Below are 17,934 nucleotides of genomic sequence, written 5' to 3' on the forward strand. Positions count from 1 at the left end.
CCGCCCCGCCCCGAAGGACCGCCGATGCCGCCTCCGCCGCTGCCCCGCACTGCCGCCCGCAACCAGAATATCGATGCGATGGCCAAGCTCTCGCTGCTGATCGGGGTGCTGTCGCTGCTGTACTCGCTGGGCCAGGCGCTGTTGCTGATGGCGTTGCCGGACGGGGCGATCGAGGGCGTGCTGCGCGAGGCCGGGCTGCCGTTGCCGCCGCTGCTGCAGTGGTGCGTCGCCCATGCGCTGGCGCTGTCCTGGCTGTCGGCGCTGCTGTCGGCGGGCCTGTGCGCGGCGTCGTGGGCGCTGCTGCAGCGGCGCGACTGGGCGCGGCGGGCGTTCATCGTGTTCCTGGTGGTCACCGCCGCGGCCAACTTCGCGGTGCTGCCGCTGCTGTGGCAACTGTTCGATCTGCTGCAGGTCTGGGCGCCGCAGCACGCCTTCGACCCGCAACAGCTCCAGCACGACCTGGCGCTGGGCCGGATGACGCTCATGGTCAGCGGCGCGCTGACCGCCCTGGTCTTCGCCGGCCTGCACGGCTGGCTGGTCTACCAGCTGTGCCGCCCCGCGCTGCGCGCCGAGTTCCGCCGCTGACGCATGCCGACCGGCCCGCGCAGTCCGGGCAGCCCGCCGCAGACGCCTGACACAGCCAGCTTCTAGAATGGCGGGATGCATACCTTCGACCGCGTTCGCGACTATCTCACTGGCCTGCAAGACCGCATCTGTGCGGCGGTCGAGGCCGCCGACGGCCAGGCCCGTTTCGCCGAAGACCTGTGGCAGCGCGCGGAGGGCGGCGGCGGCCGTACCCGCATCCTGCGCGACGGCGCGCTGTTCGAGCAGGCCGGCATCGGCTTCTCCGACGTCGCCGGCACCCGCCTGCCGCCCTCGGCCAGCGCCAACCGTCCGGAACTGGCCGGCGCCTCGTGGCGCGCGGTCGGGGTGTCGCTGGTGTTCCACCCGCTCAGCCCGTACATCCCCACCACCCACGCCAACGTGCGCTACTTCGAGGCGCAGCGCGACGGCGCCACCGTGGCCTGGTGGTTCGGCGGCGGTTTCGACCTGACCCCGTACTACCCGTTCGACGAGGACGCCCGCCACTGGCACCAGACCGCGCACGACCTGTGCGCGCCGTTCGGCGAAGACCGCTATCCGGCGCACAAGCGCTGGTGCGACGAGTACTTCTTCCTCAAGCACCGCAACGAGACCCGCGGCGTCGGCGGCCTGTTCTTCGACGACCTGCATGCAGATTTCGAGCGCGACTTCGCCTACCAGCGCGCGGTCGGCGACGGCTTCCTCGACGCCTACCTGCCGATCGTGGAACGCCGCCGCGGCCTGCCCTGGGGCGAGCGCGAGCGCGAGTTCCAGCTGTACCGGCGCGGCCGCTACGTCGAATTCAACCTGGTCTACGACCGCGGCACCCTGTTCGGCCTGCAGAGCGGCGGCCGCAGCGAGAGCATCCTGATGAGCCTGCCGCCGCGGGTGCGCTGGGAGTACGGCTTCCAGCCCGAACCGGGCAGCGCCGAGGCGCGCCTGGCCGAGTACCTGGTGCCGCGCGAATGGCTGGCATGAGCGCGCAGGCACGTACCGCCGTGCTGGGCCGCGAGGACAAGCGCGCCATCGCCGAACAGTTGCAGGCCTACCTGCGCACCGAACTGCAGCAGCAGGTCGGTGCGTTCGAGGCCGAATTCCTGCTCGACTTCGTCGCCGAGCGCATCGGCCCGCACTATTACAACCGCGGCCTGCACGATGCCCGCACCACGCTGGCCGCGCAGATGGACACCCTGGACGATGCGCTCTATCAACTGCAGCAGCCCACCGACGCGCGCCGCTGAGCCGGGTCGCGCGCGCTGCCAGCGCGGCATCACGAACGTGCGGGCATAAAAAAGCCCCGCGGACCAGGGGGAGGTCGGCGGGGCCAGGGAACGGAGACTTGGGGAGGAGTCGCCGTTCCTGGATCTGCTCCAGGGGATGGGAGGAGATCCGCGACAGGTATTGCGCCTGTCGAGGGATATAAGAACATTCCCCACCTTGCTCGTTCGTGAAGATTTAAGTTAAAAATTTGTCAGATTAAGGACGGATTCATTCCCGAAAATCCGTGCAAATAAACCGCGTCAAAATTCCGTTCAATCAAAGCGATCCTGCACGCCCCGGGGTGTGACGCCAGTAGGAATTTTGCGGCTTGGCGCGCCCGATGGGGTCAAAAAACCAACGCGAATGGGAAAGCGAAAATCGCGGGCGGGATAATCCTTCGGAAAACCCTCTGCGATATCCGGCGTGCATGCGCATGCGATGTCTACGCAAGACACCGCAGCGCCAGGTCGGGTCCCGGGTACACGCCCGGAACCCGGGCACTCAATGCGCCTCGTCCCAGTTGTCGCCCACCCCGCTGTCCACCACCAGCGGCACCTTCAGCTCCGCCGCGGCGGACATCCGCCCGGTCACTTCCGGCAGCAAGGTGTCGACGAAGTCGGCATCGGCTTCGAACACCAGTTCGTCGTGCACCTGCAGGATCATCAACGCGCGGTCGCGGTGGTCCTGCAGCCAGGCGTCCACGCCGACCATGGCGCGCTTGATGATGTCGGCGGCGGTGCCCTGCATCGGGGCGTTGATCGCCGCGCGCTCGGCACCGGCGCGCAGGCCCTGCTGGCGGGCGTTGATGTCGTTCAGGTACAGGCGGCGGCCGAACAGGGTCTCCACGTAGCCCTGGGTGCGCGCCTGCTCGCGCATGCGCTCCATGAAGTCGCGCACGCCCGGGTAGCGGCTGAAGTACAGCGCCACGTAGTCCTGCGCCTCGCCGCGGCCGATGCCCAGGTTGCGGGCCAGGCCGAACGCGCTCATGCCGTACATCAGGCCGAAGTTGATCGCCTTGGCGGCGCGGCGCTCGTTGCCGGTGACCTCTTCGAGCTTGCGCCCGAACACCTCGGCGGCGGTGGCGCGGTGCACGTCCACGCCGCTGCCGAAGGCGCGCAACAGGCCCGGATCCTCGGACAGGTGGGCCATGATCCGCAACTCGATCTGCGAGTAGTCGCAGGCGATCAGCTTGCGCCCGGGCGGGGCGACGAAGGCGCGGCGGATGCGGCGGCCGTCGTCGGTACGGATGGGGATGTTCTGCAGGTTGGGATCGGAGGAGGACAGCCGCCCGGTGGCGGCGCCGGCCTGGTGGTAGCTGGTGTGCACGCGACCGGTGTCGGGGTTGACCATCTCCGGCAGCTTGTCGGTGTAGGTGCTGCGCAGCTTGGCCAGGCCGCGGTACTCCAGGATCACCCGCGGCAGCTCGTGCTGGTCGGCGATCGCCTCCAGCGCTTCTTCGTTGGTGCTGGGCTGGCCCTTGGGGGTCTTCAGCACCGCCGGCAGCTTCAGCTCGTCGAACAGCACCGCCTGCAGTTGCTTGGGCGAGTCCATGTTGAAGCTGCGCCCAGCCAGCGCGGTGGCCTTCTGCTGCGCGGCCAGCATGCGCTGGCTCAGGTCCTGGCTCTGCTTGCGCAGCTCGGCGATGTCCACGCACACGCCGTTGGCCTCGACCCGCGCCAGCACCGGCACCAGCGGCATCTCGATCTCGCGGTAGACCCGCGCCAGCGCCGGCTCGGCGTCCAGTTGCGCCGACAGCGTGCGGTGCAGGCGCAGGGTGATGTCGGCGTCCTCGGCGGCGTAGCCGGTGGCGTCGTCGATGGCCACCTGCGAGAACGCGATCTGCTTGGCGCCCTTGCCGGCCACGTCCTCGTACTTGACCGTGTCATAGCCCAGGTAGCGCCGGGCCAGCGAGTCCATGTCGTGGCGGCTGGCGGTGGAATTGAGCACGAAGCTCTCCAGCATGGTGTCGTCGGCGTAGCCGCGCACCTCCACGCCGTGGCGGCGCAGCACGTGCAGGTCGTACTTGCCGTGCTGGCCGACCTTGGCCTTGGCCGGGTCCTCCAGCAGCGGCTTGAGCATCTCCAGCACCAGCGCGCGGTCCAGTTGCACCGGCGCGCCGGGGTAGTCGTGGCCCAGCGGCAGATAGTCGGCGCGGCCCGGCTCGGTGGCGAAGCTGAGCCCGACCAGGTTGGCGCGCATCGCGTCCAGCGCATCGGTCTCGGTGTCGAAGGCGAAGCCGTCGGCGGCGCGCAGGCGCACCAGCAGAGCTTCGAACGCCTCGGGTGTGGTCACCGCGGTGTAGTCGCCCTTGGCGGCCAGTGCCGGGTCCAGCGCCGTATCGGCGGCCGGCGCCGCGGCCCGTGCATAGCCGGCGGCGGTGCCGCGCAGGCTGGGCGTCGCCTCGCTGGCGGTCTCCGGTGCGGCCACGCCGCCGTCCAGGTCGCGCAGCGCCTGGGTGAAGCCGTAGCGCTGGTACAGGCCGCGCAACTGCTCCGGCTCCTGTTCGCGCAGGCCCAGGGTGCGCGGGCCGCCGGGCAGCGCCACGTCGGTCTTGATGGTGACCAGTTCGCGGTTCAGCGGCAGGCGCTGCAGCGCCGCGCGCAGGTTGTCGCCGATCTTGCCCTTGATGCTGTCGGCGTGGGCGATCACCCCGTCCAGCGAGCCGTACTCGGCCAGCCACTTGGCCGCGGTCTTGGGTCCGCATTTCTCCACGCCCGGCACGTTGTCGATGGCGTCGCCCATCAGCGCCAGCAGGTCGACGATCTGGTGCGGCCAGACCCCGAACTTCTCCATCACCGCCGCATCCGAATCCATGCGGCTGCCGCTCATGGTGTTGACCAGTTGCACGCCGGGGCGCACCAGCTGGGCGAAATCCTTGTCGCCGGTGGAGATGGTGACGTCCAGGCCGTCGCCGGCGCCCTGCAGGGCCAGGGTGCCGATCACGTCGTCGGCCTCGACCCCGTCCTCGCGCAGGATGGTGATGCCCAGCGCATGCACGATCTGGCACATCGGCTCGACCTGCGCGCGCAGCTCGTCGGGCATCGGCGGCCGGTTGGCCTTGTACAGCGGATACAGGTCGTCGCGGAAGGTCTTGCCCGGCGCATCGACCACGAAGGCCACGTACTCGGGGCGCTCCTTGAGGGTGGCGCGCAACATGTTGACCACGCCAAATAGCGCGCCGGTGGGCTCGCCGGCGGCATTGGTCAGCGGCGGAAGCGCGTGGAACGCGCGATACAGGTAACTGGACCCGTCGATCAGGACTAATCGGCTCATCGGCCAATTCTACGCTGCGGCGTGTGGCCCCTCTCCCGTCGGGAGAGGGGTTGGGGTGAGGGTGCGGCGCGAAGCGACCCGCTGACCTGGGTTCACGCCGCTGCGCACGTACCCTCATCCGCCCCCACGGGGCACCTTCTCCCGGGGGAGAAGGAAAGGCGCGAGCCCCTCTCCCCCTGGGAGAGGGGTTGGGGTGAGGGTCGGCGCGAAGCGACCCGCTGACCTGGGTTCACGAGGCTGCGCGCGTACACTCATCCGCCCCTACGGCGCACCTTCTCCCGGCGGGAGAAGGGAACAGCCAGGAGCCCCTCTCCCACCGGGAGAGGGGTTGAGGTGAGGGTACGGCGCGCCATTCCCACACCGCATGCAGACACTCGGCGCATACTCTGCGCATGTCCTGCCCGTGGAGAACACCGCAATGAAAGCCCTGATCCTGGTCCCGCTGTTGCTGCTGGCGGGCTGCGCCTCCACCGGCCTCGGCCCGGACGGCGCGCCGATGGACGTGCGCGGCGCGGAAACGACCCAGCGCAAGATGGACAACGGCGACACCGTCGACGAGTACCGCGTGGGCGGCCAGCTGCGCATGGTCAAAGTGACGCCGGCGCGCGGCCCGGCCTACTACCTGTACGACCGCAATGGCGACGGCCACATGGAAGTGGACGGCAGCAAGGACAATGTGTCGCCGGTGTACTGGAAGCTGTACAGCTGGTAATGGCGCGCCCGGCGCGCCACCCAACGGCGGCGGCGCGCGTGCGCGTCCCCGATCTGCCCAGACGGACGGATGCAGGCGTGTGCCGGATGCCAGCCCCTGTCGCGGCGTCGCCTCCCGGCGCAGCCGCGTGACAGGCCGAAGCGTATCGGCAAAGCGATAGGTCGCTGCGGCCAGCGGCCGGATGCCGGCCTCGAACGTGTTCCGCACCGCGCCGACCCCGGCGCGGGCCGGTCAGCGCCTCAGCGGATCACCAGCACCGGCACCTGGCTGTTGGCCAGCACTTCCGCGGTCTGGCTGCCGAGCAGGACCCGGCTCATGCCGCGGCGGCCGTGCGAGGTCATCACGATCAGATCGCTGTTGCAGGCCACGGCCATGTCGATGATGCCCTCGGCGGCGTAGCGGTCGAGCACGTGGCGACCGTGCGCGGTCACTCCGGTGGCCGCGGCGGCGGCCAGTGCTGGCGCCAGGATCTTCTGCGCGCCGGCTTCGCGGTCCTGGCGGTATTCGGGGCTGGCCTCGTAGCCCACGCTCCAGCCCATCGCGTCGTACATGCCCATCGCCCAGGGCTCGGACACGGTGACGATATCCACCTCCGCGCCGAGCTTGGCGGCCAGCGCCAACCCCTGCTGCAACCCCTTGGCGGACAACTCGGAACCATCGATGGCGATCAGGATGCGCTGGTACATGGCGGTGCTCCGGTAACGCCGCGCGTGGCGGCCAGGAAAGCATTGCACACCCATTGCGCGGCGCCTGCCTTGACCCGGATCAAATTCAGTCGCTGTGCGGCTTCAGCAGGCGTGCCGGATTGCCGGCCACGCGCGCGCCGGCCGGCACGTCGCGGGTGACCACGCTGCCGGCGCCGATCACCGCGTCGTCGCCGATGGTCACCCCCGGCAGCACGATCGCGCCGCCGCCGATCCAGACGTTGCGCCCGATCGTCACCGGCCGCCCCAGCTCCAGCCCTTCGGCGCGCTGCGCGGCATCGCGCGGATGATCGGCGGCGTACAGTTGCACCGCCGGCCCGATCTGGGTGCCGGCGCCGATGTGCACCGGTGCCACGTCCAGGATCACGCAGTTGAAGTTGAGGAACACGTCCTCGCCGAGGTGGATGTTGTAGCCGTAGTCGCAATGGAACGGTGGCCGCACCAACGCGCCGCGTCCGACCGAGCCCAATCCTTCGACCAGCAGCGCGTGCCGCCGCGCCGGTGGCTCGGCCAGCGCCGCGTTGTAGCGCTGCATCCAGGCACTGGCCGCGTCCTGCTCGGCCTGCAGCTGTGCGTCGTTGGGACGATACGGTTCGCCGGCCAGCATCTTCTCTTTTTCGCTTCGCATCCTTGCCCTCCCAGGCAGTGGTCGAACGGGAATGATCGCATCGCGCTGCGTCACGGCGCGTGTCCCTGGCGGTGACGCGCAAGCCGCAGCCACGGCGACGTCGTGACCAACAGACCACGTCGCATTCACCTTCCAGCAACGCCTACGCGTCCGATCATCGAACGCCCTTGCCGGCGCATTCCAGCCCGCGTGGGCTCTTCCCAGACAAAGGCGGTGCGCGATGTCCGAACATGTGGAAACAGGTCAGATGGTGTTCGTGGCCGATGGCGAGGTCGGTGTGGGGGCGGTGCGCGAGGTGCGCAACGGCGGCGCCACGTTCGTCGTCAATATCGAGAACGGAGGCGATTTTGTGGTGCCGGCGAGCGCGGTGCGCGACGTGCATTTCGGCAAGGTGATCCTGGCGGTCGAGCACCTGCCGGCGCCGCTGCGCGAGACGTTGCGGCATCCGCATGCTGCGGAGTTGCCGACGTCCACCTATGCCGCCAGCGATCCGAGCGACGGCGCATTGAAGGACTGAGGCGGCACATTTTCCGGCTGCAACGCCGCAGCTGCGATGCAGCCGGAGTCCAAGCGCTTGCGCGCCTGGCGGCCGTCCACAGCGGGCCAGCGCTGGACGACCGCCGCTGCCGCCAGGCGCCAGAGGGACACCGCTGTCGCGCGGCCGTCCCGGGATCACAGCCCGGGCCCCGTGGCCCCCGGATGAACGGCATTGCCTGGCACCTGCGTGACCGGGCCGGGCAAGTGCGACGGCGACGGCGGCAGGTGCTAACGTTCCGCGCTTCGCATCCCATCCCGCTCCCGGAGCCGCGCATGTCCGCCACCGCTTTTCCCGTCTCCCGTCGCGCCCGTCGGGCGCTGGTCCTCGGCATCGGCCTGGCGCTCGCCGGCGCCGCGCAGGCACAGGTGGTGCGCACACCGGACGTGCCGGTGCCGCAGGACACGCCCTACCCCGGCACCCTGACCCTGCAGGTGGACGCCGGCGATGTGCGCCAGGGTATCTACCGGGTGCACGAGACCATCCCGGTCAGCGCCGGGCGGCTGACCCTGCAGTACCCACAATGGATCCCCGGCGACCATTCGCCGAGCGGGCCGGTGGCGATGCTGGCCGGTCTCACCCTCACCGCCAACGGCAAGCCGCTGCCGTGGCGCCGCGACACCTTCGACGTGTACAGCTTCCACGTCGACGTGCCGCAGGGCGTGAGCGCGATCGACGCCAGCTTCCAGTACCTGTCGCCGCGCGACGACGGCTTCGAGATGACCGACAAGATGCTGCAGCTGGAGTGGAACAAGGTGGCGCTGTACCCGGCCGGCCACGACACCCGCGGCATCACCGTGGCGCCCAGCGTGACCCTGCCGGCCGGCTGGGAGTTCGGCACCGCGCTGGAGACCGCCAGCCGCAACGGCGCCACCACCACCTTCAAGCCGGTGGACTTCACCACCCTGGTCGACTCGCCGATCTACGCCGGGCGCTACTTCAAGCGCGTGGACCTGACCCCGGCCGGCGGCGCGCCGGTGCACCTGGACGTGGTCGCCGACGCGCCGCGGTTCCTGGACATCAGCGCCGAGCAGCTACAGGCGCACCGCAACCTGCCGGTGCAGGCGATCAAGCTGTTCGGCTCGCACCACTACGCGCATTACGACTTCCTGTTCTCGCTGTCGGACGTGCTGGGCGGCAACGGCCTGGAACACCACCAGTCCAGCGAGAACGGACTGGCTGCCGACTACTTCAGCGCCTGGGACGAGAACGCGCCGGACCGCGACCTGCTGGCGCACGAGTACACGCACTCCTGGAATGGCAAGTTCCGGCGCCCGGCCGACCTGTGGACGCCGACCTTCAACGTGCCGATGGGCGACTCGCTGCTGTGGGTCTACGAGGGCCAGACCCAGTACTGGGGCTATGTGTTGACCGCGCGCGCCGGGATGTGGACGCCGCAGCAGTTCCGCGACGCGCTGGCGATGACCGCCGCCAACTACGACCGCAACCGCGCCGGCTTCCGCTGGCGCTCGCTGGAGGACACCACCAACGACCCCACCGCCGCGCACCGGTCCCCGCTGCCCTACCGCAGCTGGCAGATGAGCGAGGACTACTACAGCGGCGGGCAGATGGTGTGGCTGGCGGTGGACGCCAAGCTGCGCGCGATGAGCGGCGGGCGCAAGTCGCTGGACGACGTGGCCAAGGCGTTCTTCGGCATCGACGACGGCAGTTTCGCGGTCAAGACCTACACCTTCGACGACGTCGTCGCCGCGCTCGACGGCGTGGTCCGCTACGACTGGGCCGACTACATCAACCGCCGCGTGTATCAGGTGGACCCGCCGCTGCTGGAAGGCCTGCAGGCCAGCGGCTGGAAGCTGGTGTATACCGACCAGCCCAGCGCATTCGAAAAGCAGTACGACGGCCGCCACCAGTCGGCGCGGCACCGCTACAACTTCGCCTGGTCGATCGGCCTGGTGATGAACGACGACGCCAGCATCAACGACGTGCTGTGGGACGGCCCGGCGTTCAAGGCCGGGGTCAGCAGCGGCGCCACGGTGCTGGCGGTCAACGGCCAGGACTACTCGCGCGACACGCTCAAGCAGGCCATCGCCGACGCCAAGGGCGGCAGCGCGCCGATCGTGCTGACGCTCAAATATCAGGGCGGCGTGCGCGACGTGCCGGTGAACTACCACGACGGCCTGCAGTATCCGCACCTGGTGCGGGTCGAGGGCACGCCGGACTACCTGAGCAAGATCATCACCGCACGGCGCTGAGCCGACGCCTGCCGCCGCTGCCGTCGACGCAGCGGCGGCACGTGCGCGACGCGGCACCGTCACGCGCCACACGCGGACGCGGACGACAATGGCAGGCGGAGTTTCCGTCCCGTCCCGGCATGCCTGCGATCGAGTTGCTGACCATCAATGCGCACATGGGCTTCAGCGTGCTGAAGCAGCGCTTCATGCTGCCGGAGTTGCGTGCGGCGATCCGCGCCCTGCCCGCGGACCTGGTGTTCCTGCAGGAAGTGCTGGGCGAACATCAGCTGCATGCCGGCCGCCACGCCGACTGGCCGGCGCAGAGCCAGTACGCATTCCTCGCCGATACGCTGTGGCCGCAGTTCGCCTATGGCCGCAATGCGGTGTATCCGTATGGGCATCACGGCAACGCGCTGCTGTCGCGCTTCCCGATCGCCTCCTTCGTCAACCGCGACGTCTCCATCGCCGGCCACGAGCACCGCGGGCTGTTGCATGCAGTACTGGAGATCCCCGGGCATGCCGAGGCGGTGCATGCGATCTGCGTGCATCTGGGCCTGCGCGAGGCGCACCGGCGCCGGCAGATCGGCCTACTCGGTGCGCTGATCGCCGAACTGCCGTCACAGGCGCCGCTGATCGTCGCCGGCGACTTCAACGACTGGCGCCAGCGCGGGCATCCGCTGCTGCAGCGGCATGGCCTGACCGAGGCCTTTGCGCACCTGCACGGACGCGTGGCGCGCAGCTTCCCGGCGCGCTGGCCGCTGTTGCCGCTGGACCGCATCTATGTGCGCAACGTGCGCATCGAGGCCGCACGGGTGTTGACCGGCCGGCCGTGGTCGCACCTGTCCGACCACGCCCCGCTGCACGCCAGGATCGTGCTGTGAACCGGACCGCGAACCGCGACACGCGCTGGCGCCAGGGCCACCGCCTGCAGTTGCTGGAGAACGGCGATGCGTACTTTCCGCGCGCCTTCGCCGCGATCGACGCGGCCCGGCACGCGGTGCTGCTGGAGACCTTCATCTGGTTCGAGGACAAGGTCGGCCTGGCGCTGAAGGACCACCTGGTCGCGGCCGCGCGCCGCGGCGTGCGCGTGCACCTGCTGGTGGATGCGTTCGGCTCGCCGGATCTCTCGCCCGGCTTCGTGCGCGAACTGACCGAGGCCGGCGCCGAGCTGCGCCTGTTCGACCAGCAGCCGACCCTGCTCGGCGTGCGCCTGAACGTGTTCCGGCGCATGCACCGCAAGCTGCTGGTGGTGGACGGGCGGATCGGCATGATCGGCGGCATCAACTGGTCGGCCGATCACCTGGCCGATTTCGGCCCGGAGGCGAAACAGGACTACGCGGTGGAGGTACAAGGCCCGGTGGTGGCGGACATGGTCGCGTTCGTGCGCCGGACCCTGGCCACCCACGGTACCGGTGTGGGTTGGGTGCCGCAGGAGAACGTCGATATGCCGCCCGCCGGCGCGGCCGAGGTGTGCTTCCTGCCACGCGACAACGCCGGCCGTTCACGCAGCATCGAGCGCGCCTACCGGCAGGCATTCCGCAACGCGCGGCACCAGATCGTGCTCGCCAACGCCTACTTCTTCCCCGGCTACGGCTTCCTGCGCGAGCTGTGCGCTGCCGCGCGACGCGGGGTGGCGGTGAAGCTGATTTTCCAGGGGCAACCGGACACGCCGGTGGCGCTGTTCGCCGCACGCGCGCTGTACCGGCATCTGGTCGATGCCGGCGTGCAGATCTTCGAGTACTGCGAGCGCCCGTTCCACGGCAAGGTCGCGGTGATCGATGGGCACTGGAGCACGGTAGGATCGAGCAACCTGGATCCGCTGAGCCTGGCGCTGAACCTGGAAGCCAACCTGGTGATCCGCGATGCCGCCTTCGCGCGCGACCTGCACGGGCGCCTGCAGCGACTGATGCAACGGCACTGCCGCGAAGTCGTGCCGGCGCAGGTGCCGCACGGATGCTTCTGGCAACCGCTGCTGCGGCCGCTGCTGTTCCATGTGCTGCGCAACGTGCCGCAGTGGGCCAGCCGCCTGCCCAAGCGCACGCCGCGCACTGCGGTACTGCGGCGCAAGCGGCACGCGCCATGAACCATCCGCGCACGCGTTGGCGCATGCTGCGCCGCTTCGCCTATCTGGCCTTCCTGGTACTGGTGGCGGTATTGCTGGTGCGCGCGGCGCGCACCGTGGACTGGGCGCAGGTCGGCACCACCCTGGCGGGCTACGGTGCCGGCACCCTGGCCGCCGCCGCAGGCCTGAGCCTGGCCAGCTACGTGCTGTATGCCGGCTACGACCTGGCCGCGCGACGTTACGCGGCGCACGCGGTGCCGACGCCGCGGGTCATGGCGATCGCGGACATCGCCTACGCTTTCAGCCTGAATGTCGGTGCGCTGATCGGCGGCACTACCCTGCGCTACCGCCTGTACGGACGCGCCGGGTTGGGCCTGGCGACGATCAGCCGCGTGGTCGGCTTCGCCATCGCCACCAACTGGATGGGCTATCTGCTGCTGACCGGCGTGCTGCTGGTCAGCGGCCGCCTGCGCACGCCGGCGCAGTGGCCGCTGAGCGGCGCGGTGCTGCCCTGGGTCGGCGCCGCCATGCTGGGCTTGGTGGTGGGCTACCTGATCGCCTGCAAGCGCGCGCATGGCCGCACGCTGCAGGTGCGCGGCCACGTCCTGCACCTGCCGCCGTTGCCGCTGGCGCTGCTGCAACTCGGCCTGGGTACCGGCAACTGGGCGCTGATGGGCGCCCTGCTGTACGTGCTGATGCCGGCCGGCGTGGCCTATACCGCGGCGCTCGGCGCACTGCTGGCGGCGGCCGTGGCCACCGCCATCGCCCACGTGCCGGCCGGCATCGGCGTGCTCGAAGCGGTGGTGCTGCCGCTGCTGGGATCGCATGCACCGCAAGCGGAACTGCTGGCGGCGCTGCTGGCCTATCGCGCCTTCTATTACCTCGGCCCGTTGCTGCTCGCCTGTGCGGGCTATGCCGTGCTGGAGGCGCGTAGTCGCCGCGGCGATCGAGGCGCCGCGCGCACCGACAGTCCACCGGGTTAGCTGCGCCGTCGCCCGATCATCGGCGCAAGCGAGCGGCCAGGCGGCTGCACGTACGCGGAGCTACCCGGCATGCCGCCAGCGCCGTGGCTACAACACCGTCAGATTGGCGTACGCCATCACCAGCCACTTGGCGCCGGCTTCGTCGAACTGCACCTGTACGCGGGCGTGGGCGCCGCTGCCTTCGTAGTCGATGACCACGCCGCCGCCGAACTTGGGGTGCTGCACGTTGGCGCCGAGCTTGATCGCCGGGGCCTCGATCACGCTGTGCCCGAGGCTGCGCGGCGCACCCAGCGAGACGCTGCGCGAGACCTGCACCTTCGGCCGCACTTCGTGCAGCAGTTCGCGCGGGATCTCGCGCAGGAAGCGCGAGGGCACGTTGTAGTTGTCCTGGCCGTGGATGCGCCGCGACTCGGCGTAGCTCAGCACCAGCTTGTGGCGGGCGCGGGTGATGCCGACGTAGGCCAGGCGCCGCTCTTCCTCCAGGCGCCCGCTCTCTTCCAGCGAACGCGCACTGGGGAACAGGCCGTCTTCCATGCCGGCCAGGAACACGATCGGGAATTCCAGGCCCTTGGCCGAGTGCAGGGTCATCAACTGCACGCCTTCCTCGCCGGCCTGGGCCTGGCCTTCGCCGGCCTCCAGCGAGGCGTAGGCCAGGAACGCGACCAGCTCGGTCATCGCCTGGCGGCCTTCGTCGGCGTCCTCGTCGCCGTCGGCGCGCACGAAGCGCGAGGCCACCGACACCAGTTCGTCGAGGTTGTCGGTGCGCGATTCCGAATCCAGCCCGCCGCGGCTCTCCTTGCCCCAGTGCTCGCGCAGGGTGGAGCGCGCCAGCACCTGGTCGATCTGTTCGGGCAGCGGCAGCCCGGCCACGTCCAGGGCCAGTTGCTCGATCAGGCCGAGGAACAGGCCCAGCGCGTTGCGCGCACGCGCGGCCAGCTCACCGCCCTGCTGCGCGGCCTGTCGCGCCGCCGCCCACAGCGACAGCGACTGCGCGCGCGCCAGCCGTCGCACTTCGTCGAGGGTGCGGTCGCCGATGCCGCGCGGCGGGGTGTTGACCGCACGCTCGAACGCCGCATCGTCGGCACGGTTGGCGACCAGGCGCAGGTAGGCCAGGGTGTCCTTGATTTCGGCGCGCTCGAAGAAGCGCATGCCGCCGTAGACCCGGTACGGCACCTGTTCGGCGATCAGCGCCTCTTCGAACGCACGCGACTGCGCGTTGCTGCGGTAGAGCACCGCCGCCTCGCTGTAGCTGCCGCCGTCGCGCACCCATTGGCGCACGCGCTCGACCACATAGCGCGCCTCGTCCACCTCGTTGTAGGCGGCGTACAGGTCGATCGGCTCGCCGTCGCCCGAATCGGTCCACAACTGCTTGCCGATGCGGTCGGGGTTGTGCGCGATCACCGCGTTGGCGGCGTTGAGGATGTTGGCGCTGGAACGGTAGTTCTGCTCCAGGCGAATGGTCTGCGCGCTGGGGAAATCGGTGAGGAAGCGCTGCACGTTCTCGACCTTGGCGCCGCGCCAGCCGTAGATCGCCTGGTCGTCGTCGCCGACCACGAACACGTGGCCGCTGTCGCCGGCGAGCACGCGCACGAAGGCGTACTGGATGGCGTTGGTGTCCTGGAATTCGTCGACCAGGATCTCGCCGAAGCGGGCGCGGTAGTGCGCCAGCAGCGCCGGGGTGTCGCGCAACAATTCGTGTGCGCGCAGCAGCAGTTCGGCGAAGTCGACCAGGCCGGCGCGGTCGCAGCGCTCCTGGTACAGCGCGTAGGCGTTGCGCAGGGTGGTGACCCACTCATCGCGCGGTTCCGGCTGGATGTGCTGGGCGCGGCGGCCCTCGTCCTTCTGCTGGTTGATCCACCACACGATCTGCTTGGGCGGGTACTTGCCCTCGTCAAGTTCCAGCTGCTGCACCACGCGCTTGACCAGCCGCAGCTGGTCGTCGGCGTCGAGCACCTGGAAGCTCTCGGGCAGCTTCGCGTCCTGCCAGTGCAGGCGCAGCAGGCGGTGCGCCAGGCCGTGGAAGGTGCCGATCCACATGCCGCGGCTGCCGTTGCGCAACTGCAGGTCGGCGCGGTGGCGCATCTCGCCCGCGGCCTTGTTGGTGAAAGTGACCGCCAGGATCCCGTGCACCGGCACGCCATGCACCTGGTGCAACCAGGCGATGCGATGGGTGAGCACGCGCGTCTTGCCGGAGCCGGCGCCGGCCAGGACCAGATAATGGCCGGGCGCGGCGGAAACGGCCTCGCGCTGGGCGGGGTTCAGATCGTCGAGCAAATGAGAGACATCCACCCGCGCATTTTAGCCGGTGCGGCGGCGCAGCGGCTGCGACAGCGCGCGTCGCCCGGCACACGACGTGGCGTCAATCGGTGCGGAACAGCCGTTCGGCGAGGAAATCCACGAACACGCGCAGCTTCGGCGACAGTTGCCGACGCGACGGCCACACCACGAAGAACGCGCCGCCGTCGGTCAGGTGCGCGTCCAGCACCGACTGCAGGCGGCCAGCGGCCAACGCGTCCTGCGCCAGGAACGCCGGCATGCAGGCGATGCCCAGGCCGGCGATCGCCGCGGCGCGCACCGCTTCCATGTTGTTGCAGGTGAGCACCGCCGGCGGCAGCGGCGCCGGTTCCGCCAGCGGCCAGTCCTGCGGCTTGCCGGTATCGGGAACGCGGAACAGCACGCCATCGTGCGCGGCCAGCTCCGCCGGGGTCTGCGGCACGCCGCGGCGGCGCAGGTAGTCCGGCGCCGCGCACAGGCAGAAGCGGAACGGCCCCAGGCGCCGCGCCAGCAGCCGCGAGTCGGCCTGCACGCCGCTGCGGATCACCGCGTCCAGGCCGTGCTCGAGCAGGTCGACCACGCGGTCGTCGAACTCCAGGTCCAGCTCCACGTCCGGATAGCGCTGGCGGAACTCCGGCAGCAGCGGCACCAGGAAGCGGTAGCCGATGGTCGGCAGGCCGACCCGCAGGCGCCCGCGCGGCGCCTGCCGGGTCTGCGCCAGCGCCTCCTCGGCTTCGCGCAGATCGGCCAGCACGCGCTGGCAATGCTCCACGAACAGCGCGCCTTCGGCGGTCAACGCGATGCGCCGGGTGGTCCGCTGCAGCAGGCGCACGCCGAACTCGCGCTCCAGCGCGGCCACGCTCTTGCCCACCGCCGAGGCCGAGATGCCGAGCACGCGGCCGGCGCCGACGAAGCTGCGCTGTTCGGCGGCCCGGACGAAGGCGACGATGCCGGTGAGGCGGTCCATGCCGCGATATTAGAGCGTTCCATTCCGCAAAGCGCGGAGGATCGCGGCCTTTTTCGCGAATTGCCGCCTCGGTATCTCTAGTGGCTTTCCGACATCCGCCGCCAGAGCCGCTCCGATGACCTCCGCTTCGCCTCCCGATTCCACTGTCCTGCCGCGCCGCGGCGCCGCCCTGGCCGCAGTGTGCCTGGCCGCCCTGGCGCTGCCGCTGAACTTCTCCGGCGGTGCCGTCGCCACCCCGGCGATCGGCGCGGCCCTGGGCGGCAGCGCGCTGGCTTTGGCCTGGATCACCAACGCCTTCATGCTCAGCTTCGGCAGCCTGCTGCTGGCCGCCGGCGCGCTCGCCGATCGGCATGGGCGGCGCCGGGTGTTCCTCGGCGGTCTGGCCCTGTTCGCCAGCGCCAGCCTGGGCGTGGCCGTGGCCGGCTCGGTCGCGGCGATCGACCTGTGGCGGGCGCTGCAGGGCGTCGGTGCCGCCGCCGCGCTCGCCGCCGGCACCGCGGCGCTGGCCCAGCTGTACACCGGCGCGGCGCGCACGCGCGCGTTCAGCCTGCTCGGCACCACCTTCGGCACCGGCCTGGCGTTCGGCCCGCTGGCCGCCGGCGCCCTGAGCGAACGGCTGGGCTGGCGCGCGATCTTCTTCGGCGTGGCCGCGTTCGCCGCGCTGGCGTGGGCGTTGGCCGCGCGCTGGCTGCCGGCCTCGCGCGATCCGGCCGCCGGTCCACCCGACCGTGCCGGCGCGCTGTGTTTCAGCGCGGCGCTGGCGCTGTTCACCGCCGGCCTGATCCAGGGCCCGCACAGCGGCTGGGGCAGCGCCGCGACGCTGGTCCTGCTCGGTGCCGCCGCACTGCTGCTGCTCGGCTTCGTGTGGATCGAACGGCGCCGCCGCCATCCACTGCTGGACCTGCGCCTGTTCCGCTACCGGCGCTTCGTCGGCGTGCAGCTGCTGCCGGTCGCCACCTGCACCAGCTACGTGGTGCTGCTGGTGCTGCTGCCGCTGCGCATGATCGGCGTGGATGGCACGCCGGCGGCCAGTGCCGGCCTGACGCTGCTGGTGTTGTCGGCGCCGATGCTGCTGGTGCCGAGCCTGGCCGCGGTGCTGGCGCAGCGCATCGCCCCGGCCTGGCTGTCGGCAGCCGGGTTGGCGGCGGCCGCGGCCGGCCTGTGCTGGCTCGGCGCGCGGCCCCCGGCGCAGGCGCTGCCGGCATTGTTGTTGATCGGTGCCGGTACCGCCCTGCCCTGGGGCCTGATGGATGCGCTATCGGTGAGCGTGGTGCCGATCGAACGCGCCGGCATGGCCGCCGGCCTGTTCGGCACGCTGCGCGTGGCCGGCGAAGGCATCGCCCTGGCCAGCGTGGCGGCCCTGCTGGCGGCGCTGCTGCAGGTGCGGCTGGCCGCGGTCGCGCCGCTGCTGCCGCACGCGACCCTGGCGGACACCGCGCAGCGGCTGGTCGCCGGCGATCTGTCCGCCTCCATGGCCGAGGGCGCGCTGTCCGCGACGCAACTGCGGCTGGCCTACGCGGCGGCCTTCGGCACGCTCACCCGGGTGCTGGCGGCGATCACCGCGCTGGCAGCGATCGCGATCTGCCTGTTGCTCGGGCGCACACCGCAACACGCGGTGGATGAAAGCCGCTGATGCCTGCGGGGAAGTCTCGTGCAGGAGCGGCTTCAGCCGCGATGGGCGTGACCGGCGAAGGCCTGTCGCGGCTGAAGCCGCTTCTACGCGGTCACACCTCGGTCCGCTGTGGCAATGAGCGCGATGGGA

15 protein-coding genes are annotated in these 17,934 nt (G+C 70.5%); 10 read left to right on the top strand and 5 right to left on the bottom strand.

Going from position 1 to position 17,934, the window contains the following annotated elements; all coding sequences use genetic code 11:
- Positions 1 to 24 precede the first annotated feature (24 nt).
- The 3 genes from CEK68_RS15410 to CEK68_RS15420 all read left to right on the top strand — a co-directional run bounded on the left by CEK68_RS15410 (position 25) and on the right by CEK68_RS15420 (position 1,823).
- On the top strand, positions 25 to 585 hold the full coding sequence (locus CEK68_RS15410; RefSeq protein WP_152239897.1) for a hypothetical protein: 561 nt from the start codon (positions 25 to 27) through the stop codon (positions 583 to 585).
- Between the two features lie 75 nt (positions 586 to 660).
- Positions 661 to 1,560, top strand: coding sequence for an oxygen-dependent coproporphyrinogen oxidase (gene hemF, locus CEK68_RS15415; protein ID WP_017910342.1), 900 nt, complete (start codon positions 661 to 663; stop codon positions 1,558 to 1,560).
- Positions 1,557 to 1,823, top strand: a complete 267-nt coding sequence (locus CEK68_RS15420) for a DUF2164 domain-containing protein (RefSeq protein ID WP_152239898.1) — start codon at positions 1,557 to 1,559, stop codon at positions 1,821 to 1,823. Before hemF ends, CEK68_RS15420 begins: the two co-directional genes overlap by 4 nt.
- Positions 1,824 to 2,343: 520 nt before the next feature.
- Here the strand turns inward: CEK68_RS15420 and polA are convergent.
- Positions 2,344 to 5,115, bottom strand: a complete 2,772-nt coding sequence (polA, locus tag CEK68_RS15425) for a DNA polymerase I (RefSeq protein WP_152239899.1) — start codon at positions 5,113 to 5,115, stop codon at positions 2,344 to 2,346.
- A 418-nt stretch (positions 5,116 to 5,533) separates the two neighbouring features.
- Here polA and CEK68_RS15430 point away from each other — a divergent pair, with 418 nt between their 5' ends.
- Positions 5,534 to 5,827: a DUF2782 domain-containing protein gene (locus CEK68_RS15430; protein ID WP_017910345.1), complete on the top strand. Its 294-nt coding sequence runs from the start codon at positions 5,534 to 5,536 to the stop codon at positions 5,825 to 5,827.
- Between the two features lie 239 nt (positions 5,828 to 6,066).
- On the opposite strand, the gene CEK68_RS15435 is transcribed toward CEK68_RS15430, so the two are convergent.
- Positions 6,067 to 6,513 carry a universal stress protein gene (locus tag CEK68_RS15435; protein WP_152239900.1) on the bottom strand — a complete coding sequence of 149 codons (447 nt, stop codon included), beginning with the start codon at positions 6,511 to 6,513 and terminating at the stop codon, positions 6,067 to 6,069.
- An 85-nt stretch (positions 6,514 to 6,598) separates the two neighbouring features.
- Positions 6,599 to 7,159 carry a sugar O-acetyltransferase gene (locus tag CEK68_RS15440; RefSeq protein WP_152239901.1) on the bottom strand — a complete coding sequence of 187 codons (561 nt, stop codon included), beginning with the start codon at positions 7,157 to 7,159 and terminating at the stop codon, positions 6,599 to 6,601.
- A 220-nt stretch (positions 7,160 to 7,379) separates the two neighbouring features.
- On the opposite strand from CEK68_RS15440, the gene CEK68_RS15445 reads away from it, so the two are divergent.
- The 5 genes from CEK68_RS15445 (at position 7,380) to CEK68_RS15465 (ending at position 12,931) form a co-directional block, all read left to right on the top strand.
- A complete protein-coding gene (locus CEK68_RS15445; RefSeq protein WP_226977903.1) occupies positions 7,380 to 7,676 on the top strand; it encodes a hypothetical protein in 297 nt (98 codons plus the stop codon).
- A gap of 293 nt (positions 7,677 to 7,969) precedes the next feature.
- On the top strand, positions 7,970 to 9,907 hold the full coding sequence (locus CEK68_RS15450; RefSeq protein WP_152239902.1) for a M61 family metallopeptidase: 1,938 nt from the start codon (positions 7,970 to 7,972) through the stop codon (positions 9,905 to 9,907).
- Positions 9,908 to 10,026: 119 nt separating this feature from the next.
- On the top strand, positions 10,027 to 10,767 hold the full coding sequence (locus CEK68_RS15455) for an endonuclease/exonuclease/phosphatase family protein (protein WP_152239903.1): 741 nt from the start codon (positions 10,027 to 10,029) through the stop codon (positions 10,765 to 10,767).
- Entirely contained in the window at positions 10,764 to 11,969 is a 1,206-nt protein-coding gene (gene clsB, locus CEK68_RS15460; RefSeq protein WP_152239904.1) for a cardiolipin synthase ClsB, read from the top strand. The genes CEK68_RS15455 and clsB overlap by 4 nt, the downstream gene beginning before the upstream one ends.
- A complete protein-coding gene (locus CEK68_RS15465) occupies positions 11,966 to 12,931 on the top strand; it encodes a UPF0104 family protein (RefSeq protein ID WP_226977905.1) in 966 nt (321 codons plus the stop codon). Before clsB ends, CEK68_RS15465 begins: the two co-directional genes overlap by 4 nt.
- An 87-nt stretch (positions 12,932 to 13,018) precedes the next feature.
- On the opposite strand, the gene uvrD is transcribed toward CEK68_RS15465, so the two are convergent.
- Both uvrD and CEK68_RS15475 read right to left on the bottom strand, forming a co-directional pair.
- On the bottom strand, positions 13,019 to 15,220 hold the full coding sequence (uvrD, locus tag CEK68_RS15470; RefSeq protein ID WP_152239906.1) for a DNA helicase II: 2,202 nt from the start codon (positions 15,218 to 15,220) through the stop codon (positions 13,019 to 13,021).
- Between the two features lie 70 nt (positions 15,221 to 15,290).
- The gene (locus CEK68_RS15475) at positions 15,291 to 16,172 is read right to left on the bottom strand and encodes a LysR substrate-binding domain-containing protein (protein WP_152239907.1); all 882 of its coding nucleotides are present in this window, start codon (positions 16,170 to 16,172) and stop codon (positions 15,291 to 15,293) included.
- Between the two features lie 115 nt (positions 16,173 to 16,287).
- Here CEK68_RS15475 and CEK68_RS15480 point away from each other — a divergent pair, with 115 nt between their 5' ends.
- Entirely contained in the window at positions 16,288 to 17,805 is a 1,518-nt protein-coding gene (locus CEK68_RS15480; protein WP_152239908.1) for an MFS transporter, read from the top strand.
- Positions 17,806 to 17,934: the final 129 nt, after the last annotated feature.

This window comes from Xanthomonas sp. LMG 12461 (assembly GCF_009192935.1).
GTDB lineage: Bacteria > Pseudomonadota > Gammaproteobacteria > Xanthomonadales > Xanthomonadaceae > Xanthomonas_A > Xanthomonas_A sontii.

Excerpts from the sequence above, each read along its gene's own strand:
- CEK68_RS15410 (WP_152239897.1), top strand. The coding sequence starts at position 25 with ATGCCGCCTCCGCCGCTGCCCCGCACTGCCGCCCGCAACCAGAATATC.
- CEK68_RS15480 (WP_152239908.1), top strand. The coding sequence starts at position 16,288 with ATGACCTCCGCTTCGCCTCCCGATTCCACTGTCCTGCCGCGCCGCGGC.
- CEK68_RS15420 (WP_152239898.1), top strand. The coding sequence starts at position 1,557 with ATGAGCGCGCAGGCACGTACCGCCGTGCTGGGCCGCGAGGACAAGCGC.
- CEK68_RS15450 (WP_152239902.1), top strand. The coding sequence starts at position 7,970 with ATGTCCGCCACCGCTTTTCCCGTCTCCCGTCGCGCCCGTCGGGCGCTG.
- hemF (WP_017910342.1), top strand. The coding sequence starts at position 661 with ATGCATACCTTCGACCGCGTTCGCGACTATCTCACTGGCCTGCAAGAC.
- CEK68_RS15445 (WP_226977903.1), top strand. The coding sequence starts at position 7,380 with ATGTCCGAACATGTGGAAACAGGTCAGATGGTGTTCGTGGCCGATGGC.
- CEK68_RS15465 (WP_226977905.1), top strand. The coding sequence starts at position 11,966 with ATGAACCATCCGCGCACGCGTTGGCGCATGCTGCGCCGCTTCGCCTAT.
- CEK68_RS15475 (WP_152239907.1), bottom strand. The coding sequence starts at position 16,172 with ATGGACCGCCTCACCGGCATCGTCGCCTTCGTCCGGGCCGCCGAACAG.
- polA (WP_152239899.1), bottom strand. The coding sequence starts at position 5,115 with ATGAGCCGATTAGTCCTGATCGACGGGTCCAGTTACCTGTATCGCGCG.
- CEK68_RS15440 (WP_152239901.1), bottom strand. The coding sequence starts at position 7,159 with ATGCGAAGCGAAAAAGAGAAGATGCTGGCCGGCGAACCGTATCGTCCC.
- CEK68_RS15455 (WP_152239903.1), top strand. The coding sequence starts at position 10,027 with ATGCCTGCGATCGAGTTGCTGACCATCAATGCGCACATGGGCTTCAGC.
- CEK68_RS15430 (WP_017910345.1), top strand. The coding sequence starts at position 5,534 with ATGAAAGCCCTGATCCTGGTCCCGCTGTTGCTGCTGGCGGGCTGCGCC.
- CEK68_RS15435 (WP_152239900.1), bottom strand. The coding sequence starts at position 6,513 with ATGTACCAGCGCATCCTGATCGCCATCGATGGTTCCGAGTTGTCCGCC.